This window comes from Hymenobacter rubripertinctus, from assembly GCF_003583925.1.
Taxonomy (GTDB): domain Bacteria; phylum Bacteroidota; class Bacteroidia; order Cytophagales; family Hymenobacteraceae; genus Hymenobacter; species Hymenobacter rubripertinctus.
Genome location: NZ_QYCN01000042.1, coordinates 26,215 through 48,404 on the forward strand (window position 1 = coordinate 26,215; position 22,190 = coordinate 48,404).

Genomic DNA, 22,190 nt, shown 5'->3' on the forward strand with positions numbered 1-22,190 from the left:
CCCCACGTACTCGTTCTAACAAACCGGCAAAATCCAAATAGTGCAGCTTGCGTATGCAGGTTTCCCGGCCGGATTCCCACTTTTCCCCTACCCATGCGTTCCGTTACTTTTTCTCTTGCTCTGTTGGTCGGCACGGCGTCGGCTCCCGCCCTGCTGGCCCAAACGGCCCCGGCCGACTGCCCCCACCCTTTCGGCCTCTACGATAACATGGAGCTGGTATACCAGCGCCAGGACGACCACGGCAAACCCCTGGGCACCGTGCGGGAGCGGGTGGTGCGCCTGGACTCGGAACAAAGCAAAAAACAGACGCTAACCACGACTACCGTGCTGCTCAAGAGCGGCACCTACGACGCCAAAAACCGGCTTCAGCACCTGCGCGACCTTACCTTCCGCTGCCGCCGCGACACGGCCTTCACCGACGGCCTCACCCAGCTCAACCCCGACCAGCTGAGCTCCTTCCGGGACCGGATTTTTGCCTATTCGCCCACGCCCCTGGCCTGGCCCAACCAGCCTACCGTTGGCTCGGAGCTGCCCGACGGCGGAATTTCGGTAGATGTGCGCAGCTCGGCCGTGCACATTGCGGAGGTGTACACCCGGGTGCGCAAGCGCCGCGTAGTCAGCCAGCAAACCATCACAACGCCGGCCGGCACCTTTTCCTGCTACCAGGTGGAAGCCGAGCGCGAAAGTGCCACCGTGGCCCGGGCCGATATTGTGATGCGCACTACGGTGCGCGTGGTGGATTATTACTCCCCGGCCGTTGGGCTGGTGAAAACGGAGGTCTATGACAAGAAGGGGCGGCTGGCCGAAGTCCGGCTGCTGACGGCCATCCAAAAGGCTGGTCAGTCGGCCGAAAAAGCCAAGTACAAAGTCAAAAAATCGTAAGTTCAGGGCTTCCAAGGAGGGCTACGGTAGCCCCCGTTTCTCCGCTATGCGCTTTCTCTCCCTTCCGGCTTTCGCAGTGCTGCTGGCCGCCTGCCAACCCCAGACTGACTCGGCCGCTACGGCTACTACCGTCCCGGCAACGACGACTCCGGCTTTGCTGACCGGCCAGAGTTACGGGGCCACCACCACCAGCGAGGATGCCCAGCCGCTGTCGGCCCTGCCGGCGCTGCTCGGCTCCCAGGACTCGGCCCGGGTGAAGCTGGTGGGCAAGGCCGAGGCCGTGTGCCAGGCCAAGGGCTGCTGGCTGACGATGCAAACGCCCGACGGCCAGCAAATGCGCGTCCGGTTCAAGAACTACGCCTTCTTCGTACCCAAGGACATCAGCGGCCAAACGGTGGTCATCAACGGCTGGGCTCACCGCGAAACCGTGCCCGTTTCCGACCTGCGCCACTTCGCCCAGGACGCCGGTAAGTCGGCCGCCGACATAGCCGCCATTACGGAGCCCCAGCAGCAGCTTAATTTTGAGGCCGACGGGGTACTGGTAGTAAAGTAGCGGCTTTTATTGTTCGTTGATTCGGACCCGATCAGGCAGTAGTTGACGCGTACCGCAGAACGAACAAATCCCCCGGCAGCACCGCCACCGGGGGATTTGTTTTTTTTCAGAAACGGCTCTATTTGTAGCCAAACCGGTAGCGCAGGCCTATACCGAGCGAACGAAACGTTTTTATTTCGTACTTGGTAGTGCGCAGATTTCGGTTGAAAAGCAATTCGGAGGTAGCCTGAAAATGCCGACCCAACGCGTAACTCAGTCCTGGCCCTGCAACTACATACCAGTCAGTGGCGCGGTTATCGTTCAATCGTTTTTCCGTTACTACCCCGTTTTCTGTGCGAGTAAACTCACCCCAATTGCGCCGACGCAATAAAACCGGACCTGCTATCCATTCTAACTGGAATTTTTGGAGTGGAAACCGCAAGAAGGTGTAGCGGGCAACAGCAGAGAAGGCATGACTTCGGTCTTTTGTCCAACCTTGTTCAGTAACGGGCTGGCCGCTAGTATTGGTCCCGAAATTATCGGTAATGAATTTGTTACCACTGTAGCCCCAGCCTACCTGAAAAGCCCAGCTGGGGTTCAATTGATAGCCCGTCGAAAGCTGAGTCCGCCGTGCATTGGTAAGCCAGGGTTCGAGCTTGGGAGGATTGAACAACTGGTAGGTTTGCCGGCCGTATTGAACGCTGCCATACCAGCGAGCGAATGGGGCGGGTGCTATTTCCTGAGCTAGTAAGGTAGCTGGAAGACCAAGCAAAGAGCAACAAAGCAGAAATATATTACGCATGTCGATGAACCAATGACTATCTAACGAGAATTAGCAGCACCCTACCTACGTCTGATGTACAGATAAATGTAATCTCCGCCAGCACCTTCGTTCAAGTCGCCACTTGCCCTTACCCAACCCTGAGTTGGCGGCTGAGTGCTGCTGCTGTTACTTGTTAATACACCTAATTCAATAGGATTCCCTGAATTTAAAGATCTGGATTGAAAAGCATAGATAAATTTTCCTCCTGCTCCATCATTCAAATCGGAGAATTTCATCTTATCACCTTCAACAGAAGGAAAAGGTGATTCAGCCCAAATAGGAGAATAGTCGTACCCATCAGCAGAGAAATAATAGTAATTTGGCCTACCCAATGTATTCGCTTCTGATCGAACATTAGTGATGGGCCTATATATTGCATTATTAGAGGAATCATACTCACCTTCATCTCTACCTTTACCAAAAATATTATTTCGATGATAAAAAATAATATCTCTACTGAACGAGACATAAATATATTCCCCTCCAGCTCCACCATTGAGGTTAACCCCTATGTTATGATAATAGCGGCTGTCGTAAAATGTTGGTTGAGTTTGGCCTCGCCCTTTCACGATTTTCAAATCATACAAATAGCCGTTCGGATTCTCCGCTGTGTAAAATCCGGTTGGCCGCATAGCAGTGGCAGTGCCTGTTGATTGTATGTTGGGCGGTGAACTGTAGGGCTGCACCATTTCGGTAGTAATAAAGGTGTAAGTCGGCGCTGGAAAACCGCCGCCACCGCTACCGCCACACTCAAGTGCATCACCTGCGCAGGGCTCATCAATTGGAATGAGCAGCGAAGTGAGGTCGCCGTTCTTGGCGCGGGTAATAACGCGTTTGAACTCCCTTTTGCCAGCATCTTGCTTGGGCCGGGAGGCCCGTTCCCTATTGGCGGCCGTCTCCACCCAAGTGTCATCACTAACATACTGCCCAAAAGCGTCTTTCCATTCGCCCTTTTTAACTTTCGTAACGAAAGTATTCCAGGCTTCTTTAAGGTCTTGTTGGGTGGTGGCAGCAGCTGGTACTGGTTTGTCATTCTGCGCCAGATTTGGCTCCGCTTGCTCTTTTGAGCAACTCGCCATCGTAGCGAGTATCCCAAGAGCTATTAGGCTAGCTCTGCGGGGAAGGGAAGGGAAGGGAAGGGAAGGGAAGGGAACATAAAAACAGGTAAGGGTGAAAAATAGAAATGGTCGAAAAGGTCAGTCTGGTGCGAGCCTGAGCCTGTCTGCGTAGTTATTCAGAATAGTAGGCGCAAGTAGGGTTTTTTTCACCGATTTAAGATCACCCACCAGAGCTTTTTTGTAAACCAGTCAATGCTGGCATGGCGCGGTATAAAATCAGCCGGCCGGAGTCGGCTTAACCAACATACTGCGGTTTCGCCAACAGGGTGCCCGTGCAGGCTGTAGTGGCGCCGTAGCTTTGCGGCTCGTCGTGGAGCGAGGCCAGCCGACCGGCGCGAACGGCGCGCCGCAAAGCGGCGGCGCTACAACCCGGGTGTAGGGTGCGCGAAGCTGCTATAGGCGCAGCTCACCCGTCCGGGTTTTCCGCTTACTACCCTTCCGCGTCCTCCTCATCAATTCGTAGCTTGCGGCCCTAACCCGCCCGGCTTCCTATGACGACCGATATTCAGCAGCGCCTTACTGCCCTCACCGAGCAGCTCCACCACCTCAACTACCAGTACTACCAGCGCGATATTTCCGAGGTATCGGACCAGGAGTTTGACCGGCTGCTGGCCGAGCTGGCCCGGCTGGAAGATGAGTACCCGCAATTCGCCCAAGCCAACTCGCCCACCCAGCGCGTGGGCGGCACCGTTACCAAGCAGTTCCCGACGGCCGAGCACCGCTACCCCATGCTCAGCCTGGGCAATACCTACTCCGAAGCCGACCTGCGCGAGTTCGACGAGCGGGTGCGCAAGGGCCTGGAGGGCGCGGAAACGGCCTACGTCTGCGAACTGAAATTCGACGGGGCCGCCATGAGCCTGACCTATGAAGCCGGCCAGCTCACCCAGGCCGTTACGCGCGGCGATGGTGCCCGCGGCGACGTGGTGACCAGCAACGTGCGCACCATCCGCAACGTGCCCCTGCACCTGCGGCCGGCCGGCGCGCCCCAACCCCCGGAGTTTGAGGTGCGCGGCGAGATATTTATGCCCCTGCCCGTCTTCGCCGAGCTCAACCAGGAGCGGGAGGCCAACGGGGAGGCCCAGCTGGCCAACCCGCGCAACGCGGCCGCAGGCGCGCTCAAGCTCCAGGATTCGGCCCAGGTGGCGGCCCGCAAGCTGCGCTTCTACGCCTACGCCTTCCTGATGCCCGGCCGCGCTCAGTTTGCTACCCACAGCGCCTCTTTGGAAGCCCTGAGCGCCTGGGGACTGCCCGTAGCGGATACCTGGCGGCGGTGCGCCACCCTGGAGCAGGTGCTCGATTTCGTGCACGAATGGGACCAGAAGCGGTTTGAGCTGCCGGTAGCTACCGACGGCATTGTGATCAAAGTGGATGATTTCCGCCAGCAGGAGCTGCTGGGCTACACTGCCAAAAGCCCCCGCTGGGCCATTGCCTACAAGTACCCCGCCGAGGCCGGCCGCACCCGCCTGCTGGCCGTGCAGTACCAGGTGGGCCGCACCGGGGCCGTAACGCCGGTGGCGTTGCTGGAACCGGTGCCCCTGGCCGGCACGGTGGTCAGGCGGGCCTCCCTGCACAACGCCAACCAGATTGCCGCCCTCGATTTGCGCCTCGGCGACCTGGTGTTCGTGGAGAAAGGCGGCGAAATCATTCCCAAAGTAACGGGTGTCGATCTGGAGGCCCGGCCCGAAGGCAGCCAGCCCATCGTGTACCCCACCGAGTGCCCGGCCTGCGGCACCCCGCTGCTCCGGCCCGAGGGCGAGGCCCACTTCCGCTGCCCCAACGACCGGGGCTGCCCGCCCCAGCGCAAGGCCAAGCTGGAGCACTTCGTGTCGCGCAAGGCCCTGGATATTGATGGGCTGGGGGCTGAAACGGTGGGCCGGTTCTTCGATCTGGGCCTCGTGACGGACGCGGCCTCCCTCTACGAGCTGCCGGCCAAAGCCGGGCAGCTGGCCCAGCTGGAGCGTATGGGCGAGAAATCGGTGCAGCGGCTGGTAGCGGGGCTGGCCCTCAGCCAACAGATACCCTTCGACCGGGTCCTGTTCGGGCTGGGCATCCGCTACGTGGGCGAAACGGTGGCCGAGAAGCTGGCCGCCCACTACCGCACCGTGGAAGCCCTGGCAGCGGCCACGGCCCCCGAGCTGGCCGCCGTGCCCGAGGTGGGCGGCGTCATTGCCGAGTCGGCGGCGGCCTGGTTCCGGGAGCCCGAAAACCAGGCGCTGGTGGAGCGACTGCGGGCCGCCGGCGTGCAGCTGGCCCTGACGGGCGAGGCCCCGCAGCCCCAGAGCGACCGGCTGGCGGGCCTCACCTTCGTGCTCTCGGGCGTGTTCGAGCAGCACAGCCGCGACGGGCTGCACCACCTGATTGAGCAGCACGGCGGCAAAATCACGGGCAGCATCAGCAAGAAGCTCAGCTTCCTGGTGGCCGGCGACAAGATGGGACCCGCCAAGCGCGAAAAAGCCACCAGCCTCAACGTGCCCATCATCAGCGAAACCGACCTGCTGGCCATGCTGCCCGCCGCCGGCGACGCGGCCGATGCAACAGCCGCAACGCCGGGCTCGGCGGCGGCTGTTGCATCGGCCGCGTACGAGCAAGGCGCGTTGTTTTAGGCAATCGGGTAGTGTGACAATTTTTCGTGTAACAATTTAAATTGTTACACGAAAAATTACCGCACCGTTCTCCCTATTGTTGAATTAACCGCCCCGAAATTTCCGGCAGGCAACGCGCCCGGCAACGGCGTGTCTTTATTGCATCCACCACGTTAAACCTGATTCCGATGCTTCGTTACTTGCTGCTTACCACCCTGGCCGCCGCCCCCCTGGCCGTACTGGCTCAACGACCAGCCGTTCCCCAGGAAGTGAAAACGGAAATACCTGCCGCCCAAAAGACTGCCCTTTTCACCGAAACTGGTGCTATTGCCAACCCAACCGTACCCGTAACACCGGTAGCTCAGGTGAAGCAAACCCTGGGCCGGCCCAACGTGGTGCTGCTGGATGTGCGCACGCCCGAGGAGTACGCTACCGGTCATCTGCCCGGGGCCGGCAACCTCAACTTCCGCGCCCCCGACGTGGCCGCGCAGCTCCAGCAGCTCGACCCCAACAAAACCTACGTGGTGTACTGCGCCAGCGGCAACCGCAGCAACAAAACGGCCGTGCTCATGCAGGAAAAAGGGTTTAAGCACGTAGTAAATGCCGGCGCGTACCAGGATCTGAAGAACGACATCAAGTAACAGAAAAGCGAAAGCCCCCACCCGTCATCCGGAGCTCCGGATGACGGGTGGGGGCTTTCGCTTTTCTGTTACTTGCGGAGCTCCGGATGACGGGTGGGGGCTTTCGCTTTTCTGTTACTTGCTTCCGGTTAGAAGCTCTGCACCATGCTGTTGTGCAGAGTGCGGGGAGTCCAGTAGCCGCTGGCGATAATGCGGCGGATGGTGAAGAGCGGGTCCTGCTGGTCGCGCTTTTCGGCCAGCACGAAGGCCGCGTCCATGCCGCGCTTTTTGAGTTCAGGAATGGCTTCCTGGTTCCAGAGGCCGAAGGGGAAGGCGAAATAGTTGATTTTCTTGCCCGTGATTTCCTCCAGCTGCTTGGTGGGCTTCTCAATCTGGGTTACCCAATCCTGGCCCTGGTATTTTTTCACGTTGTGGTGGTCCCAGGTGTGGGAACCGATGACGTTGCCCTCATCGGAGAGCTGCTTCACCTGCGCCTTGCTCATGTAGTTGGGGCGGCCCAGGCTCACGGTCATGATAAAGTACACGGCTTTGAAACCGTACTTTTCCAGCGTGGGGCGGGCCACGGTGAACTGGTCGAGGTCGGTGTCGTCGAAGGTGAGCATCACGGGCTTGCTGGGCAGCGTGGCGCCGGTGGTCAGGTAGGCGTAGAGTTGGTCGGGCAGGATGGCGTGGTAGCCCGAATCGGCCAGCATCTTGATGTGGGCCTTGAACTGATCCACCGGAATGATGTAGTCCTTGGCCCCTTTCGAGTCCTTGGCCCGCCAGTCGCGGATCTGGTGGTAGCACAGAATGGGCACCTGGGGGCGGGCCGTGATGGTGGCCGCATCGGCGCGCCGGCCGGCCGGAATGGTGGCCGGGCTGCCGGCGCTGTTCATGGTGGCGGCCGTGGCCGTGCCGGTGGTGGTAGTTTCGGCCGTTTCGGCTGAGTCGGCGGTCATGGCCGCCGTAGCGGCATCAACGGCCGTGTTCTCGGCGGTGGCGGCGGTTTTGGCGTCGTTGCAGGCGGGCAAAGCGGCCAGCGTTGCCAGCGCGGCGGCCAGCAGGGGGTATTTCGGAAAGTTCATGGACGAGGATAACGCGGCCGGACACGGGGTCCGGCCGTACTTTTGAATGATGACGGGCCGACCTTCTTGCCGGCGGCTGTATCTTTGCCGCGGGTCTTCCCTTGTACAAATCAACCGCTTATTTCCCGCATGGACAAATTCCGTGGCACCGGCGTAGCCCTCGTTACCCCCTTCACCCCCACTCCTGACCGCGCCGTGGATTACCCGGCCCTGCGCCGGCTGATTGATTTCCAGCTCGCAGGCGGCGTGGACTACCTCGTCATCAACGGCACCACCGCCGAGTCGCCCACCCTTACCACCGAGGAAAAGGCCGAAATTATGCGCGTGGCCCGTGAGCATACTGCCGGCCGCTGCCCGCTGGTGTACGGCCTGGGCGGCAACGATACGGCCGCGCTGGTGCGCACCATTGAGGCCACCGACTTCACCGGTTACGACGCTTTGCTCTCGGCCTCGCCTTACTACAACAAGCCCAGCCAGCGCGGCATCATTGCCCACTACCAGCGCGTGGCCGATGCCTCGCCGGTGCCCGTTATTCTGTACAACGTTCCCGGCCGCACCAGTTCCAACCTGACGGCCGCCACCACGCTGGAGCTGGCCCGGCACCCCAACATCATCGGCATCAAGGAAGCCAGCGGCAACCTGGAGCAGTGCCAGGCCATTGCCGCCGGCAAACCCGCTGATTTCCTGCTCATTTCGGGCGATGATATGATGACCACAGCCCTCATCAGCTTCGGCGGCGCGGGCATCATCTCGGTGCTGGCCAACGCCTTCCCCCGCCGCTTCGCCGACATGACCCGCCACGCCCTGGCCGGCGACTTCCCGGCCGCCAGCCAGCTGCTGTTCGGTTTCGTACCCCTTAACCCGCTCATGTATGAGGAAAGCAACCCCGTGGGCGTAAAAGCCGCTCTGGCCGCCCAGGGCATGTGCGCCGATGCCGTGCGCCTGCCGCTGTTGGAGGCGTCGGAAGGGTTGAAGCAAAGAATCGCGGATTGTGCGGATTTTTAGGATTTCGCGGATTTTGGTGATGGAAAGGGCGGTTTACTACCGCCCTTTCCTTTTTTTTGATTTTTCGAGCTGATGCTTTGGCCGTTCATTCCTGGCATCGGGCATTTGGTTAGTTGACGTTTATGGGTATTTTTCTTTCCGATTATTTTCTCTTGGTTATCCACCTATTGACTCAATCCTATGTCGCTTGACAGTCGGTTCAATCACATTACAGAAAAGATTATAGGAGCAGCTTTCCAGGTTCATCGGAAGATGGGGGCCGGATTTCAGGAAGTCATTTATCAACGCTGCCTGGCTATTGAGTTGGAAAAAACCGGGTTAGTTTTTGCCCGGGAAGTTTCTATGCCCCTTTACTACGATGGGCACAACGTGGGACTGCGGCGGGTTGATTTTCTGGTGGAAGAAAATGTGTTGGTTGAGCTGAAAGCTCTATCTGAAATCACGAATACCCATTTCGCTCAGATTATCAACTACCTCAATGCATACCAATTGGAAGTCGGTCTACTACTAAACTTCGGGGAGCCCAGCTTGCGCATTAAGCGCTTCGTAAAAAGCCAACAGGCCAACAAACTCAATCAGTAAAGTATCCGCCATTCATGCAAGCGGCGTGTACGTGGGAACGAACTACTTGTACCGTATCCGAAATCCGCGAAATCCTACAAATCCGCATAATCCGCGTTCTACCAACCGCTGGCCAGCACATCAGCTACGTGCAGCGTCTTAATGGGCTTTTTCTCGCGGCGGATGTAGGCGTCGAGGTGCATGAGGCAGCTCGTGTCGGTGCTGATGAGGTAGTCGGCACCGGTGGCCAGGGCGTGTTCCACTTTCTGCTCGGCCATGGCCACGGATATGGCCTCGAACTTCACGGCGAAGGTGCCGCCGAAGCCGCAGCAGGTTTCGGTTTCGGCCATTTCGAGGCGTTCGAGGCCGGGCACGGCATCCAGAAGCTGGCGCGGGGCCTCGCGGATGCCGCACTCGCGCAGGGCGGAGCAGGAATCGTGGTAGGTGTACTTGCCGGTTAGCCGGGCCTGCGGGATGCTGGTGATGCCCAGCACGTCCACCAGAAACTCGGTGAGCTCGAAGGCCCGGCGCTGCACGCCGTGGTAGCGGCCGGCGTCGGGGGTGCCCTCAAACAGGTCGGCGTAGGTGTTGCGCACCATGCCGATGCAGGAGGCCGAGGGGCTCACGATGTAGCGTTCCTGGTCGGTGGGGAAGTCGGTGAGGAACTTGCGGGCCACCTCGCAGCTCTGCTCCTTGTAGCCCGCATTGTAGGCCGGCTGCCCGCAGCAGGTTTGGTTGGCGTTGTAGTGCACCTCGCAGCCCACCGCCTCCAGCACCTTCACCATATTCATGGCCGTCTGGGGGAAAAGCTGGTCTACGAAGCAGGGAATGAAGATATCGACGGCGGTTGGCATGGGCAGAGAGGGGAATGGTGGATAACCGACAAGAACTGTCATTCCGACGCAGGAGGAATCTGGGGGTGAATCGTTGACAACAGTTCAGTAATTCAACCCAGATTCCTCCTGCGTCGGAATGACATTTCTCGTCGGAATGACAGTTCTTAACGCCCCGCAAAGATGCGCTGATTCAGCCGCATAGCCTCGCCGAGTTCTGCCGGTTTCAGGCCCGGCTCCAACCCGACCTGGGTGGCGAATTCTAGGAGCCGCTCGGTGGGCATATTGCCGGTGAGCTCATCGGTGGCCATCGGGCAGCCGCCGTAGCCGCCCAGGGCGCCGTCGAAATGGCGGCAGCCGGCCTCGTAGGCGGCCTGCACTTTCTCGTGCCAGGTAGCGGGCGTGGTGTGCAGGTGGGCCCCGAAGCGGATGTGCGGGTAGGCGGCCGTCAGCTCCCGGAACGCGGGGCCGATGGTGGCCGGGGTGCTGGCCCCGATGGTATCGGAGAGGGCCACGATGCCCACGCCCAAATCATCCAGCTTCTGCGTGAACTCGCCCAGCACGGCCGGGCTCCAGGCGTCGCCGTAGGGGTTGCCGAAGCCCATGCTCAGGTATACCACCTGCTCCTGCCCGGTGCGGGCGCAGATGTCCTGCATCCGGGCCACGTCGTCGAGAGCCTGGGCAATGCTTTTGTTGGTATTGCGCTGCTGAAACGTTTCGGAAACTGAGAGCGGGAAGCCGATAAACCGGATTTGGGGGTGAGAAGCCGCCGTTTCGGCCCCGCGCAGGTTGGCCACAATGGCCAGCAGCCGGGTCCCCGACTGGCTTAAATCGAGGCCATCGAGCACCTCCGCCGTATCGGCCAGCTGCGGAATGGCTTTCGGCGACACGAAGGAGCCGAAGTCCAGGGTATCAAACCCCACCTTGAGCAGGGCGTTGAGGTAGTCGATTTTATCGGTGGTCGGGATGAACGTGGGCCAGCCCTGCATGGCGTCGCGGGGGCATTCGGTGAGGTAGAGCATGGAGTCGGGGTTGGGGGGCGGGCGTAAAGGTAAAATCTCCCCCGGCAAACCGCTACACCCTGCCCATCAATTAGCGGCCCACCACTCCGTAACGGCCGCCTTTCACGTCGAGAATGAGGGTACCACCCACGAAAGGTTCATTGCCCAGCATGCCTTCCAGACCGGAAAAGCGCGTTAGCATCTGCTGCATCAGGTTCATGCCTTCCATGTACGTAACGGTGCCGAGGGGCAAATCCGTAGCGCCGAAGCGGAAACGGGCAGCGGTTGGCACGGTATGGACCAACAGTTTTTTGCCCCAGGAGTTGGTGGTATCGGTGCGGGCGGGAGCACCGGGAAGGGCCATTCGCTGCCAGTTTTGCTGGCTGGTAATTAAGGTATAAGCGCTACTGCCCGAATCAAACAAAAGCTGGCGGGATTCGCCGTCTACCCCTGCTTCCAGCAACACGCGGCGCTCGGGGAATGTCAGGGGGGCAAAATGGGTCCGGGCGGCCAGGGCAGGCGGCACCTCATGGCCCAGCGTGAAGCGGCCGGCGGCGTAATCCAACACCAGCACCCGGCCTTCCAGCACATCAGTGCCCAGGGTACCAATAATGAACGGGGCCAGGCTATCGGCGGGGAGCTGGCCCGCCCCATTAAGGAGCACCCGGGCCTGGCCCACCTTTACCTGGCTGCTTCCCAGAGCGAAGCGGAATTCCGGAACTACGTTTTCCTGAACTGCGAGGGCCGGGGCCAGGTGGGGGTAGCGTTCGGCCAGCGCCGCCAGCTGGCGGGCGTAGAGCAGCGTGTAGGGGGCGCCGGTATCGAATTGCAGATAGCAGGTGCGAGGGCAGTTGGGGAGCCGAACAGGTACCAGCAATTCGGCGTGGGGCACGGCAATTTTGGCTACCGTATCGGCCTGCCAGCGCAGGGTACCCGTGGCGGGCAGGGCGGAGATGACTAGTTGGTTGGCAGGCGGCGCAAACTTCTGCCTCATGTAGAAGTAGCCCCCAACACCGCTCAGCACGAGCACCATCACCAAGGCGGACAGAATTTTAAAAAACGTTTTCATACGGGGAAAAGATAGGGTTGCTATACGGAAGCAAACCTAGCCGAATGCGTGGCCTCTGCTTGCGCCATTTTGCCGCCATTTTGCCGCCACTACGCCTAAAGCCTTTTCTATCAGCCCTGTGGCATCAGAGCCTGATGGGATAAATAGCTAAATCGCCGCGCCGTAGCCGGCCGGCATAGTACCCCACGAGCAATAGATTGAGCAAGTAGGACAGGATAAACACCGCCAGGAAGCCCCCCCGCCACAGCGGCAGATGCAACGCGTTGGCCGCTTGGTAAGCCAGCAGCACCACCACGTACGCCAGAAAGCATCCGACCTGCCACAAAATCTGGAAGCCCAATACCCGGCGGCCCACCTCGGCCGCGTGCAGGATGGTATGGCGTTGCCGCCGCCAGAGGACAAAGGGCACAACGATGTTGAGCAAGGGTAGCACCAGCACGCTCAGCGCACTCAGGTTGAGCAGTTGCAGAAACTCCGGGTCGGGCCGTAATGGGCTCAGCAGCACGGGCACGGCAGGCGCGGCCACCACCCCGGATGCGGAAAGGAGTTGGACAGAGGTTTCCAACGCTGGCTCCGGGCTGGGCTGGGCCGACGCTGGCCGGGCCGCCACGGCGAGGGATGGACCTGGTGAAAAAGCCGATGCAGTTGTAGGCCCATCTTCCGGGCGAAAATCTTCCAACGACACGCCCAAGGCGGTGGCCAGCGCTTGTAGGGTATGGCCCCGGGGAACTGTTTCGCCCTGCTCTACCCGCTGAATAGTGCGCAAGCTCACGCCCGAGTGTTCGGCCAGCACTTCCTGCGAGAAGCCTCTACGTTTACGAATAGCGAGAATGCGGGCAGCGGAGAACATACGCGAAATTTAAACGACAAAACGTGGGTAATAATACGGCTTTCCGTTGCTGGGCCCAGTTGCCGGTAACTGCCGGCAGGCCGACGGCAGCCTTGTCGCGCAGTCGAACTACTCCGCGCCGGCCGGGGTTTAGCAGGTTCTGCTATTTCTGCTGACTTCGTTCTATGCCGCACCGCCTTCGCGCCCTGCCTGTTACTCTTCTTGTTCTTTTACTGACCGCCTGCGGCCCCAACCAGACGCTGCGGGGCATTTTCCAGTCGGGCACGCCCCACGAAAACTACGCCCGCCGGCTCCGCCAGGCCGGCCTGGCCGAAACGGCCCTGGGCCGCGACTGGCTCCGGGCGGCCAACCAGGCCCTGCGCGATTCGCTGGTGGTAAAGCTGCCCTACCAGGAATCCGGCTTCTTCCCGACTGACCGCGCCGTGGCCACCGGCCTGCGCTACCCCGTGCGCACCGGCGAAACCATCCACGTCAGCCTTACACTGGCGGCCGGCACCGCGCCGCCCAAGGTGTTTCTGGATGCCTACGAGCTTAGCCCCGACCGCGCGGCCCCGCGCCACCTGCTGGCCGCCGACACTGCTAACCTCTCCTTCCGCTACGTGGCCGAGGCCGACCGCCAGCACCTGCTGCGGGTGCAGCCCGAGCTGCTGCGCGGCGGCCGCTACACGCTCAGCATCCGGCGCGAGCCCAGCCTGAGCTTTCCAGTGCTGGGTAAGTCCGATAAGGCCATCGGCTCATTCTGGGGCGCGGGCCGCGACGGCGGTGCCCGCCGCCACGAGGGCGTGGACATTTTCGCCACCCACGGCACGCCCGTCGTGGCCGCCGCCCGGGGCTACATTACCCGCGTGAGCGAAACGCCCTTGGGCGGGCGGGTGGTCTGGCTGGCCGATGCCGACCACGGCCAGCACCTTTACTACGCCCACCTCGACCGCCAGCTGGTGCAGCCCGGCCAGCAGGTTCGGCCCGGCGACACGCTGGGCCTGGTGGGCAATACCGGCAACGCCAAAAGCACCCCACCCCACCTCCACTTCGGCGTGTACCGGAACGGAGCCATTGACCCGCTGCCCTTCCTGCGCCGCGCCGACGTACTGCCCACCGCTCCCAAAACGCCGCCCGCCCGCCTGGGCCAGTACGTGCGGGTCCGCGAAACCCGCCTGACTCTGCGTCGGACCCCAGCCACTGCCGCCGCCCCGGCGGCCACCGCTACCCGCACCACGCCCCTGCTGGTGCTGGGCGTAGCCGCCGACTGGCTGCGGGTGCAGCTGCCCGGCGGCGGCACCGGGTTCGTGCCGGCCAAAGCCGTGCTGACGGCCGCGCCCCTGCGCCGCGAAAACCTTACCGTTGCTGCCGAGCTGCACTCGTTTCCGCTGCCTGATGCCCCCGCCATTGCCGTCCTGCCGGCCCAAACGCCCGTGGCCGTACTCGGCGAGTTTGGCCGCTACCGCCTCGTGCGCCAAACCAACGGCCGTACGGGCTGGCTGCTGACGTGACTGGGCAGTTGGCAGTTGGCAGTTGGCAGTTGGCAGTTGGCAGTTGGCAGTTAAAAGAACGTCATTCCGAGCGCAGGCGGAGCCGCAGCCGAGGAGTCTTGCGTGCTAATATTGCCAGAGTCATTCTGTCATCAGAGTTACCAATCCAACGTCAGCACGCGAGATTCCTCGCCTCCGGCTCCGCTTGTGCTCGGAATGACGTTCTCTCAGTTTTTTCACAGCTGCGCGGTTTTCTTCATACGGCGTTCATGGAAGCGCCCGTACGTTTGGGCCGGTGATTGGAGTAAAAACGCGGGGCTGCTTTCGTGAGAGCTGCCCCGCGTTTTATTTTCCACTAACGGCACGGAGGTTGCCCCGTACACGACAACGCAGGATGCTTGGTCCTGCTGCCCCCAACAACCCACTTCATGCGCACTCCATTGTTTGCCACCGCTTTTTCGTTGCTACTGCTGGGCTCGTCCGGTGGTATGTTGGCCCAAATGCCGGCCCCGACGGCCACCACCGCCGCTACCCCCACCTGGAACACCACCCTGGATGCGGCTTTGCGGCAGGCCAAGGCCACCAATAAGCCCGTGCTGGCCGTTTTTTCGGGCTCCGACTGGTGCAAGCCCTGCATCATGCTCAAGCAGGAAGTATTCGATAAGCCGGAGTTTGAGCAGTTCGCTAAGGACAACTTCGTGCTGGCCCGCTTCGATTTTCCCCGCAGCAAGAAGAACAGGCTCCCCGCCGACCAGATCAAGCAGAACGAGCTGGCGGCAGCCCGCCTGAACAAAGAGGGGGCCTTCCCGCTGGTGGTCCTCATTTCACCCGAGGGTAAGGTGCTGGCCAAAACCGGCTACCGCCCCGGCGGCGTGGCGGCCTACGATGCTCACCTGAATTCTCTGTTGACCCGGAAATAACCCGCCATTCTGCCCGGCCGGTCCTGAACAAGTTCGGGGCCGGCCGGTTTTTTGGGTCCGTGCCCTTCGTTCCGCCAATGCCTGCTCTGTTCCTTCGTTTGTTCTGGCTGCTGCTGGCTTTTCCCCTGGCGGTAGCCGCCCATCCGCGCAACTATGCCAAGGAGGCCCGCCTGATGGGCTCCCATTTCACCTACACCGTGGTGGCCGACAACGATACGCTGGGCTGGAACGCGCTGAACGCGGCTATTGCCGAAACCCGCCGTATCGACCGGCTCATGTCGTTCTGGGATTCGACTTCCCAGATAACCCAGGTGAACCGCGCCGCCGGCCGGCACCCGGTGGTGGTAGACCAGGAGGTGTACGACCTGATTGCCCGCACCCTGCGCATTTCGGCCCTGAGCGGGGGCGCGTTCGATATCACCTTTGCCTCGGCCGACAAGATTTACCGCTTCGACCGCCAGGAACACCCGCTGCCTGCCCCTGCCGTGAGGCTGGCGGCGGTGGCACGCATCAACTACCGCAAAGTGCTGCTCAACCCGGCCACTCATTCCGTAATGCTCCAGGACCAGGGCATGCGCATCAACCTGGCCGGGGTGCTTCAGGGCTACGGTATCCGGCGGGCCCGGCAGGTACTGGACAGACTGGGTATCCGGGGCGGGCTGCTCAATGGCTCGGGCGACATTCTGTGCTGGGGCCGCCAGGCCGACGGCTCGCTGTGGCGGGTGGCCATCGGCGACCCCGACCACCCCAACAGCATTTCCAGCTGGGTGCAGGTGACCGACGTGGCCGTGGTAACGGCCGGCAACTACGAGCAGTACTTTACTTCCGGCGGCAAAGTGTACGGGCACATCATCGACCCCGCCACCGGTTTGCCGGCCACGGGGCTGCGCTCGGTCACCATCATCTGCTCCGATGTGGAACTGGCCGACTGCCTGGATGAAGTCGTCTTCGTAAAAGGCCCCGTCGCCGGGCTGGCCTTCATCAATACCCTGAAGGGAGTAGATTGCACGCTCATCACCGACGACAACCAAACCCTGGTTTCTAAGAATATGCGGGTGAACTACTACCGAACCGCTGCCCCGACCGTAGAGGGCAGCCCGGTGCCACCCAAACCCTGACCATTGCCCCAGTCATTCCGCTGTTCACTCTCTCTCCCCTGCCCGTGACCTCTCCGACTCCCTTTTCGCGCCTGCGTCGCCTCGTGCTGGGCATAACCGGCCTGCTGATGGCCGCCGGCAGCCTCGCGGGCTGCGTGTCGGTGGCGGCCTACCAGAAAGTATACCTCAACGATGAGGACATGAAGCTGGCCAATAAGCGGGTAGAAGTGTACGAAACCAACTTCGAGTCGTACCGCGAAGGGGCTGGCGGGGCCAACGGCGGCAAAGTAGGGGGCGGCTGCGGTTGTAATTAGCGCTTGAAGCCGGAAAAAGGACGACGCTCCAGCCGGAAAGCCGTGCTTTTGAACAATGATTCGCGAAAAAAATCTAAACTGGCTCACAGCTGACAGCCAATAGCTAGCCGCCGACCAACCTCTGCCCCCTCGTATGCGCTTTTCTACCAATCTTTTTCGGCCGGCGCGGGTGCTGCCGGTGCTGCTGGGGTTGCTGCCGATGCTGGCGCGGGGTCAGGGCGGCGTTACGCCCAACCGCATCGATGGCTCGGGCGTGCCGCTCACGCCCCAGACCAATGCGGCCAGCGCCCCGGTGGGCGAAACGGAAGTCAACATTCTCGGCAGCTACTACCAGCAGGATGGCACCCACGGCGCGGTGCAGGGTGGCCGCGGCACGGAGTACCTCACCGACGTCACGCCCACCATCATCCTCAATATTCCGCTCGATACGGTGAGCCGGCTCACGGCCAACATCGGGGCCGATTTCTACGCCTCCGCCTCCACCGACCGTATCGACGGCGTGGAGGGCTATTTTCTGTCGACGCCTTCCTCGAGCGACACGCGCATTCATGCCGACTTTGGCTACTCGCGCGAGAACCGGGCCAGGCACCGTATCGTGGGCCTGGGGGCCGGCGTATCGAAGGAATACGACTACTTCTCGGTGAACGTGGTGGGCTCCTGGGCCAAAAGCTCCCGGGACGGCAACCGCGAATTCAGCGCCGCCGGCCAGGTATTTCTCGACCAGGCCAAACTGATTTATCCTACCGAGCTGCGCACCGGCCAACTGCTGGTACCCACCGACAAGCGCCAGAGCTATAACCTCTCGCTGGTGTATTCGCAGGTTATCAGCCAGCGGATGCAGGTGGCCCTGAGCACGGAGCTGGTGTATCAGCACGGACTGTTGAGCACGCCGTTTCACCGGGTGTATTTCCGCGACGCGGGGGCCGGGGCACTGCCCCGGGTAGAGCAGCTGCCCCAGAACCGCTTCAAGTATCCGGTGGCCCTGCGCGTGAGTTACTTCGCCTCCGATTTCGTGCAGCTGCGCGGCTTCTACCGCTTCTACAACGACAACTTCGGCATCACGGCCCACACCCTCGAGCTGGAAACCCCGGTGAAGGTGACGCCCTTTTTCGTGCTCTACCCCTTCTACCGCTACCACACCCAAACGGCCGCCGACTACTTCGCCGCCTACGCCCAGCACTCCGTCGCCGACGAATTCTACACCTCCGACTACGACCTATCGGCTTTCTCGGCCAACAAGTATGGGTTGGGGCTGCGCTATTCGCCGGTATACGGCATCAGCCGCTTCAAAACGCCCTTCAGCAATGGTCAGGGCGGGCGCAAAGTCGCCAAGTTTAAGTCGCTCGATGTCCGCTATGCCTACTATCGGCGCAACATCAGCTTCAGCGCCAACGTCATCAGCTTCGACCTGGCCTTCACGATGCCTTGAGTGAGTAGTGATTAGTGATTAGTGATTAGTGATTAAAATACGCTCTTTGGGGTTTTTCTGCTGCCTTTCCACGCATACGAGCTGTTTCACCAGAGGGCTCCCTTTTTCGGGCCGCGTATCAAGCGGCCGAGAGTTGAGGCCTAACGACAAATCCGACCCGACTCCTGCTGATGAGTAGCCATTAGCTGTTTGGGTTAGCCACGACCCGTAAACGCCAAGACGCCCCCGGACCGGGTCCGGGGGCGTCTTGGCGTTTACGGGTCGTCTGATTTATTCCGATTTATTCGGCGATGATCACGGCGCGGCTCATCTCCTTGGAGTAGGCCAGCCGCCGCTCCCGACCATCGGCCGAAGGGTAGTCGAAGCCCACGGCCCGGTTGTCGGATTTCACCGTTTTCCAGGACTGGGAGTCAACATTTTCGGGTTGGATGGCGGCTTTGGGCACGGCGGGCTGCACGAACCGGTCGTCGCGGAAGAAACTGTTCATGCCTTGCAGAATGGCAATTTCCTTGTCGCGGGTGGTGGTGGCCTGCGGATCCGCGATGTCCTGGTTGCGGATGAGGGCGGTAGCCGGCATCGATTCGTTGCGAAGCGTGTCGCCGGAGCTGCTGATGATGATGAAGTGAGCCTGGGAAGTGGAGATTTTCGGGCCGCGCAGCTGGAGCACGAACGTGTCCTTGCTTTTCGGGGAGGAGAAAGTATGGGTGGCATTCACCGTGCGCAGCACCGTGCGCTCCGTTACGCGGCCCCGGTTGGCCTCGGGAGTAGGCGTGAAAAGGCGGTCGGCGTTTTTGGAAGTTCCCACCTCGCGCTCCGTGTTCAGGCAGGAGGTAAGTTGAAACAGACAAAACGCCGCAGCTGCGGGGAATACAAGCTTTTTCATGAAGGAGGAATAAACCATCGTCAAATCAGTTCGGCAAAATACGCAACCTTCTAACAGCCGGGCATCCGGCCCGGGCAGAACCCTCGAACGGGGTATGGTGGAGCGTTGGGTAGGCAAAAAGAAAAATTACCAGCCGATAGCAAGCCGCAACAGCTGGTTTTCGGCCCGGGGATATTTACGGGATAAATGCATTCTGGGGCTGGACCAAGGCCGGATTTTTCGTGGTTTTTTAGAATACCCCCAACTCCAGCCCTAGCAGCCAGCGCGGTAGTTCCGCGTAAGCGGGGTCGGCCGCCGGGGTGAACGAGGACGAAAGCCGGTAGCGGGCCACTACGCCATAGCGCCCCGACCCCAGCCGTGTCCCCACGCCCCCGGCCCAGCGGCGCAGGTACCGGGGCTGGCGTTCCTTGACCAGGGTGCTGGTGCCGCCGCCGGTGCCGGGGCGGTCCTCGTAATAGTGCGTGGTCGCCATGGCCCAGCCCCCCCAGCCGCTCACGTCCAGGTAGTGCCCGATAACGTTGCCGCGCCGTCCGAAGCCCAGCCGCAAAAACGGCTCCAGCTGCACCTGCGACAACATGAGGGCCTCCCGGTCGTGGAGCTGGGCGTTGGGCAACAGCTTTCCGCTGGTTTGCTTGAGCTGGTATTGAAGGCGGGCATATCGCACGTCTGCGCCCATAGCCAGCTGCCCGCTGAGTCGGAATTTAGTGCGCAGGCCCAGGAAGGTTTCTGCCGACTGCGGATGGCGCAGGGCCGCGCCAGCCCCTTCGGCCCGCCCGGCCACCGGCGAGTAGCCGGCAAACAGGTGCTGGTAAAAAGCCCGGTTGGGCCCGTAGCGTGGTGGCAGCGAGTCGGCGGCCGGCTCGGCGTGCAGCAGCACCCGCTGGGCCTGGGCGGGGGTGCCCCCCATCGCCAGCAGCAGCCCGACAAACAACAACGAATACCTCATGGCGTTGGAGGAACAGAATAGGTTTCGGTGTAGCCCCGGTAATGGACCCGCACCGTGTGGCCGGCCGGCAGCTCGCCAACGGGCAGTTGCAGCACGGCCCGCTGGGTAGCCTCCAGCACTTCGTAGCGCAGCACCTTCTGGTCGGCCGAGAGCAGTTGCCAGTACACGTAGGCCGGCGGTTCCGGGGGCGGGGGCGCCGCTACTACTTCGGCTCCCGGCAGCAGCTGGGGCTGCTCCTGCCCCACCAGCGCTACTGCCAGGCCGGGCCGGGCTGCCTGGACCGAATCGGAGTAGAGCGGCAGGGTGCGCGCCGGAACGAAGGCCGCCGCCGGCCGGATAATTACGCTCACGCCCAAATCAGTCCGCACGAAATCGAACGTAGGCACGGCGGCCCGATTGGCGGCGGGTGCGGTAAAGAACGTGGCCCGGGGCAGGCCGTAGCCGTGGGCATAGTCAAAATACGGATACAGGCTACCCGATTGCTGCAACTGCCCGAACAGCGCCATCACTGGCAGGCCGCGCTGCTGCTGCCAGGCGCAGGCCGCGAACCCCGCCACCAGCGGGCTGGCGAAGGAGGTGCCTTCGGTGCGGCTGTACCCGCCCGGCACGGCCGTAATGGCGACCCCGAACGCGGCTACGTTGGGCTTGAGCCGTCCCCCTGGGGCCGGACCATAGCTGCTAAAGTCGAGGTGCAGATATGTTACCGGATCAATACCGCCCACGGCCAGCACTGAGTCGCCGTCGGCGGGGGTGCCCACGGTGCGCCACTGCGGGTCGTCGCCGGCGTTACCGGCGGCGTTTACCACCAGAATGCCCTTGCGCACGGCCAACTCGGCGGCCCGGGCCACCAGGCTGGTGCGGCCGTTCATCTGCTCGGGAAAGTAGCGGCGGTCGGTGTAGCCCAGGGAGGAGTTGATGATGTCGGCCCCGTTGCGGTCGGCCCACTCCACGGCGGCCAGCCAGGCTTCCTCCTCGGCGTACTTCTCGCGGTGCATCTGCTCCGTACGGGCCAGCAGAAATTCGGCCTCGGGGGCCAGGCCCAGACAGGTGCTGTCGGGCAGGCGGCCGGCAATGCAGGACAACACCTCCGTGCCGTGGCTGCCGCCCTGGTACACATCGGGCGTCCGGCGCAGGAAGTCGTAGGTTGCCACAATGGCCCGGCGGCGGCGCAGGTGCGCGAAGGCCGGATGGCGGTCGGTACCCGTGAAGCCCACGTCGAAAATCGCAATCCGCAAGCCCCGGCCCGTGAGGCCGGCCTGCCGGAAATCGGTCGCCCCGAGGGCGGCCGTCTGCTGGCGGGCCAGCGKGCGGTCGGCGGCCGAAAGCGGCCGGGGTACGGCCGCGCTCCGGCTGGCCGCCAGCAGCGGCAAAATGGGCCAGGGCTCCACCCCGCGCACTCCGGGCAGGGCGCGCAGGCGGGCGGCCTGGGCCGGCGTGGCCCGGCAGGCCACGGCATTGAACCAGCGGCTGACCAGGGTTACGGAATCGGTGGCGGCGCGCACCCGGGCCAGGTAGTCGGGGCGCACGGGGTAGTCGGTGCTGTCGGCGGGCGGCAGGTGCTGGCGGCGACGACGGGCCTGGGCAGCCGGACTAAAATACGCGGCCGGCCGCAGCTGCTGGCCCGCCTTGTCGCGAAACGTGACCCAATAGCGGGCCGCCGGGACCACCGGCCGGGACTGAGCCTGCCCTGCCAGCACCGGTAGCACTGCCAGCAGCAAAGGGAGGCCGAAGAGAGAATACAGGCGCAAGCGAAAAATCGGATCGGGGAAGACGGATTGAGTTTTCGAAGGTACGGGAAAGCGGGCAGCCAGCGGAATTACTTCTGCTACTGGCCACGCCACTCGAGGCCAGGCACAACTACCCTACGTTTTCAGAGCGGGTTTGACGAACGGCGGATCCTGGATGAATGAATACGCCTCAGCGCGTTGCCGGTCCGGTTGCATTGGACGACCAGACGCGGATAGGCGTCTCTGTTATAGTCATTGCGGGAACGAGGCAGCCGGTCGGTCATTGTCGAGGCGCCTAGTGCTTAGTCAGGTAAGTTAGCCAACAAAATAAGGGAGTCGGAGTTGAGATGATATGGCCCGTCCCCTGACTCCCTTTATCCTGCCGGCTGCTGATCAGTCTGCCCTCGAAAAGTTCACGCGTACCGGTCGCCGGCCCGTGCGGGC

General features: G+C 62.0%; 21 protein-coding genes. 11 read left to right on the top strand and 10 right to left on the bottom strand.

Annotated features, from left to right (window positions below; translation table 11 throughout):
• Positions 1–93: 93 nt before the first annotated feature.
• The gene (locus D0T11_RS19095) at positions 94–882 is read left to right on the top strand and encodes a TapB family protein (RefSeq protein ID WP_147374735.1); all 789 of its coding nucleotides are present in this window, start codon (positions 94–96) and stop codon (positions 880–882) included.
• A gap of 46 nt (positions 883–928) precedes the next feature.
• Positions 929–1,435 (top strand): DUF4920 domain-containing protein, encoded by a 507-nt coding sequence (locus D0T11_RS19100; RefSeq protein ID WP_119657412.1) that lies wholly within the window; start codon positions 929–931, stop codon positions 1,433–1,435.
• Positions 1,436–1,553: 118 nt separating this feature from the next.
• Here D0T11_RS19100 and D0T11_RS19105 read toward each other — a convergent pair whose 3' ends face one another.
• Together D0T11_RS19105 and D0T11_RS22220 are read right to left on the bottom strand one after the other, a co-directional pair.
• Positions 1,554–2,216 carry an outer membrane beta-barrel protein gene (locus D0T11_RS19105; protein WP_119657413.1) on the bottom strand — a complete coding sequence of 221 codons (663 nt, stop codon included), beginning with the start codon at positions 2,214–2,216 and terminating at the stop codon, positions 1,554–1,556.
• A 41-nt stretch (positions 2,217–2,257) separates the two neighbouring features.
• A complete protein-coding gene (locus D0T11_RS22220) occupies positions 2,258–3,316 on the bottom strand; it encodes a hypothetical protein (protein ID WP_147374736.1) in 1,059 nt (352 codons plus the stop codon).
• A 530-nt stretch (positions 3,317–3,846) separates the two neighbouring features.
• On the opposite strand from D0T11_RS22220, the gene ligA reads away from it, so the two are divergent.
• Together ligA and D0T11_RS19120 are read left to right on the top strand one after the other, a co-directional pair.
• A complete protein-coding gene (ligA, locus tag D0T11_RS19115) occupies positions 3,847–5,958 on the top strand; it encodes an NAD-dependent DNA ligase LigA (protein ID WP_119657415.1) in 2,112 nt (703 codons plus the stop codon).
• A gap of 167 nt (positions 5,959–6,125) precedes the next feature.
• Positions 6,126–6,578, top strand: a complete 453-nt coding sequence (locus D0T11_RS19120; RefSeq protein ID WP_119657416.1) for a rhodanese-like domain-containing protein — start codon at positions 6,126–6,128, stop codon at positions 6,576–6,578.
• A 128-nt stretch (positions 6,579–6,706) separates the two neighbouring features.
• Here D0T11_RS19120 and D0T11_RS19125 read toward each other — a convergent pair whose 3' ends face one another.
• On the bottom strand, positions 6,707–7,642 hold the full coding sequence (locus tag D0T11_RS19125) for a polysaccharide deacetylase family protein (protein WP_119657417.1): 936 nt from the start codon (positions 7,640–7,642) through the stop codon (positions 6,707–6,709).
• Positions 7,643–7,771: 129 nt separating this feature from the next.
• Between D0T11_RS19125 and dapA the strand changes: the two genes are divergently transcribed.
• Together dapA and D0T11_RS19135 are read left to right on the top strand one after the other, a co-directional pair.
• A complete protein-coding gene (gene dapA, locus D0T11_RS19130; protein ID WP_119657418.1) occupies positions 7,772–8,647 on the top strand; it encodes a 4-hydroxy-tetrahydrodipicolinate synthase in 876 nt (291 codons plus the stop codon).
• A 180-nt stretch (positions 8,648–8,827) separates the two neighbouring features.
• Positions 8,828–9,229 (top strand): GxxExxY protein, encoded by a 402-nt coding sequence (locus D0T11_RS19135; protein WP_119657419.1) that lies wholly within the window; start codon positions 8,828–8,830, stop codon positions 9,227–9,229.
• A 98-nt stretch (positions 9,230–9,327) separates the two neighbouring features.
• On the opposite strand, the gene D0T11_RS19140 is transcribed toward D0T11_RS19135, so the two are convergent.
• The 4 genes from D0T11_RS19140 to D0T11_RS19155 form a co-directional block, all read right to left on the bottom strand.
• Positions 9,328–10,062 (bottom strand): (Fe-S)-binding protein, encoded by a 735-nt coding sequence (locus D0T11_RS19140; RefSeq protein ID WP_119657420.1) that lies wholly within the window; start codon positions 10,060–10,062, stop codon positions 9,328–9,330.
• A gap of 146 nt (positions 10,063–10,208) precedes the next feature.
• The gene (locus D0T11_RS19145) at positions 10,209–11,063 is read right to left on the bottom strand and encodes a hydroxymethylglutaryl-CoA lyase (protein WP_119657421.1); all 855 of its coding nucleotides are present in this window, start codon (positions 11,061–11,063) and stop codon (positions 10,209–10,211) included.
• Positions 11,064–11,133: 70 nt separating this feature from the next.
• The gene (locus D0T11_RS19150) at positions 11,134–12,111 is read right to left on the bottom strand and encodes a hypothetical protein (RefSeq protein ID WP_119657422.1); all 978 of its coding nucleotides are present in this window, start codon (positions 12,109–12,111) and stop codon (positions 11,134–11,136) included.
• 124 nt (positions 12,112–12,235) lie between these two features.
• A complete protein-coding gene (locus D0T11_RS19155; RefSeq protein ID WP_119657423.1) occupies positions 12,236–12,961 on the bottom strand; it encodes a helix-turn-helix domain-containing protein in 726 nt (241 codons plus the stop codon).
• 164 nt (positions 12,962–13,125) lie between these two features.
• On the opposite strand from D0T11_RS19155, the gene D0T11_RS19160 reads away from it, so the two are divergent.
• The 5 genes from D0T11_RS19160 to D0T11_RS19180 all read left to right on the top strand — a co-directional run bounded on the left by D0T11_RS19160 (position 13,126) and on the right by D0T11_RS19180 (position 18,190).
• Positions 13,126–14,451, top strand: coding sequence for a M23 family metallopeptidase (locus tag D0T11_RS19160; protein WP_119657424.1), 1,326 nt, complete (start codon positions 13,126–13,128; stop codon positions 14,449–14,451).
• Between the two features lie 407 nt (positions 14,452–14,858).
• Complete coding sequence (locus D0T11_RS19165; RefSeq protein WP_119657425.1) at positions 14,859–15,350, top strand: thioredoxin family protein; 492 nt, start codon at positions 14,859–14,861, stop codon at positions 15,348–15,350.
• Positions 15,351–15,427: 77 nt separating this feature from the next.
• Positions 15,428–16,468 carry an FAD:protein FMN transferase gene (locus D0T11_RS19170; protein WP_119657426.1) on the top strand — a complete coding sequence of 347 codons (1,041 nt, stop codon included), beginning with the start codon at positions 15,428–15,430 and terminating at the stop codon, positions 16,466–16,468.
• A 107-nt stretch (positions 16,469–16,575) separates the two neighbouring features.
• Positions 16,576–16,761 carry a DUF4266 domain-containing protein gene (locus tag D0T11_RS19175; RefSeq protein WP_119657432.1) on the top strand — a complete coding sequence of 62 codons (186 nt, stop codon included), beginning with the start codon at positions 16,576–16,578 and terminating at the stop codon, positions 16,759–16,761.
• Between the two features lie 133 nt (positions 16,762–16,894).
• The gene (locus D0T11_RS19180) at positions 16,895–18,190 is read left to right on the top strand and encodes a DUF3570 domain-containing protein (RefSeq protein ID WP_119657427.1); all 1,296 of its coding nucleotides are present in this window, start codon (positions 16,895–16,897) and stop codon (positions 18,188–18,190) included.
• 280 nt (positions 18,191–18,470) lie between these two features.
• Here the strand turns inward: D0T11_RS19180 and D0T11_RS19185 are convergent, their stop codons facing one another.
• From D0T11_RS19185 to D0T11_RS19195, 3 genes are all read right to left on the bottom strand, one after another.
• Positions 18,471–19,073 carry a hypothetical protein gene (locus tag D0T11_RS19185; RefSeq protein ID WP_147374737.1) on the bottom strand — a complete coding sequence of 201 codons (603 nt, stop codon included), beginning with the start codon at positions 19,071–19,073 and terminating at the stop codon, positions 18,471–18,473.
• 229 nt (positions 19,074–19,302) lie between these two features.
• Positions 19,303–20,019: a hypothetical protein gene (locus D0T11_RS19190; protein ID WP_147374738.1), complete on the bottom strand. Its 717-nt coding sequence runs from the start codon at positions 20,017–20,019 to the stop codon at positions 19,303–19,305.
• Positions 20,016–21,767 (bottom strand): S8 family serine peptidase, encoded by a 1,752-nt coding sequence (locus D0T11_RS19195; RefSeq protein WP_182888497.1) that lies wholly within the window; start codon positions 21,765–21,767, stop codon positions 20,016–20,018. The genes D0T11_RS19190 and D0T11_RS19195 overlap by 4 nt, the downstream gene beginning before the upstream one ends.
• Positions 21,768–22,190: the final 423 nt, after the last annotated feature.

What these genes read in the sequence shown, in the direction of transcription:
- D0T11_RS19095 (WP_147374735.1), top strand. Translation starts at nt 94, where the DNA reads ATGCGTTCCGTTACTTTTTCTCTTGCTCTGTTGGTCGGCACGGCGTCG.
- D0T11_RS19100 (WP_119657412.1), top strand. Translation starts at nt 929, where the DNA reads ATGCGCTTTCTCTCCCTTCCGGCTTTCGCAGTGCTGCTGGCCGCCTGC.
- D0T11_RS19105 (WP_119657413.1), bottom strand. Translation starts at nt 2,216, where the DNA reads ATGCGTAATATATTTCTGCTTTGTTGCTCTTTGCTTGGTCTTCCAGCT.
- D0T11_RS22220 (WP_147374736.1), bottom strand. Translation starts at nt 3,316, where the DNA reads ATGGCGAGTTGCTCAAAAGAGCAAGCGGAGCCAAATCTGGCGCAGAAT.
- ligA (WP_119657415.1), top strand. Translation starts at nt 3,847, where the DNA reads ATGACGACCGATATTCAGCAGCGCCTTACTGCCCTCACCGAGCAGCTC.
- D0T11_RS19120 (WP_119657416.1), top strand. Translation starts at nt 6,126, where the DNA reads ATGCTTCGTTACTTGCTGCTTACCACCCTGGCCGCCGCCCCCCTGGCC.
- D0T11_RS19125 (WP_119657417.1), bottom strand. Translation starts at nt 7,642, where the DNA reads ATGAACTTTCCGAAATACCCCCTGCTGGCCGCCGCGCTGGCAACGCTG.
- dapA (WP_119657418.1), top strand. Translation starts at nt 7,772, where the DNA reads ATGGACAAATTCCGTGGCACCGGCGTAGCCCTCGTTACCCCCTTCACC.
- D0T11_RS19135 (WP_119657419.1), top strand. Translation starts at nt 8,828, where the DNA reads ATGTCGCTTGACAGTCGGTTCAATCACATTACAGAAAAGATTATAGGA.
- D0T11_RS19140 (WP_119657420.1), bottom strand. Translation starts at nt 10,062, where the DNA reads ATGCCAACCGCCGTCGATATCTTCATTCCCTGCTTCGTAGACCAGCTT.
- D0T11_RS19145 (WP_119657421.1), bottom strand. Translation starts at nt 11,063, where the DNA reads ATGCTCTACCTCACCGAATGCCCCCGCGACGCCATGCAGGGCTGGCCC.
- D0T11_RS19150 (WP_119657422.1), bottom strand. Translation starts at nt 12,111, where the DNA reads ATGAAAACGTTTTTTAAAATTCTGTCCGCCTTGGTGATGGTGCTCGTG.
- D0T11_RS19155 (WP_119657423.1), bottom strand. Translation starts at nt 12,961, where the DNA reads ATGTTCTCCGCTGCCCGCATTCTCGCTATTCGTAAACGTAGAGGCTTC.
- D0T11_RS19160 (WP_119657424.1), top strand. Translation starts at nt 13,126, where the DNA reads ATGCCGCACCGCCTTCGCGCCCTGCCTGTTACTCTTCTTGTTCTTTTA.
- D0T11_RS19165 (WP_119657425.1), top strand. Translation starts at nt 14,859, where the DNA reads ATGCGCACTCCATTGTTTGCCACCGCTTTTTCGTTGCTACTGCTGGGC.
- D0T11_RS19170 (WP_119657426.1), top strand. Translation starts at nt 15,428, where the DNA reads ATGCCTGCTCTGTTCCTTCGTTTGTTCTGGCTGCTGCTGGCTTTTCCC.
- D0T11_RS19175 (WP_119657432.1), top strand. Translation starts at nt 16,576, where the DNA reads ATGGCCGCCGGCAGCCTCGCGGGCTGCGTGTCGGTGGCGGCCTACCAG.
- D0T11_RS19180 (WP_119657427.1), top strand. Translation starts at nt 16,895, where the DNA reads ATGCGCTTTTCTACCAATCTTTTTCGGCCGGCGCGGGTGCTGCCGGTG.
- D0T11_RS19185 (WP_147374737.1), bottom strand. Translation starts at nt 19,073, where the DNA reads ATGAAAAAGCTTGTATTCCCCGCAGCTGCGGCGTTTTGTCTGTTTCAA.
- D0T11_RS19190 (WP_147374738.1), bottom strand. Translation starts at nt 20,019, where the DNA reads ATGAGGTATTCGTTGTTGTTTGTCGGGCTGCTGCTGGCGATGGGGGGC.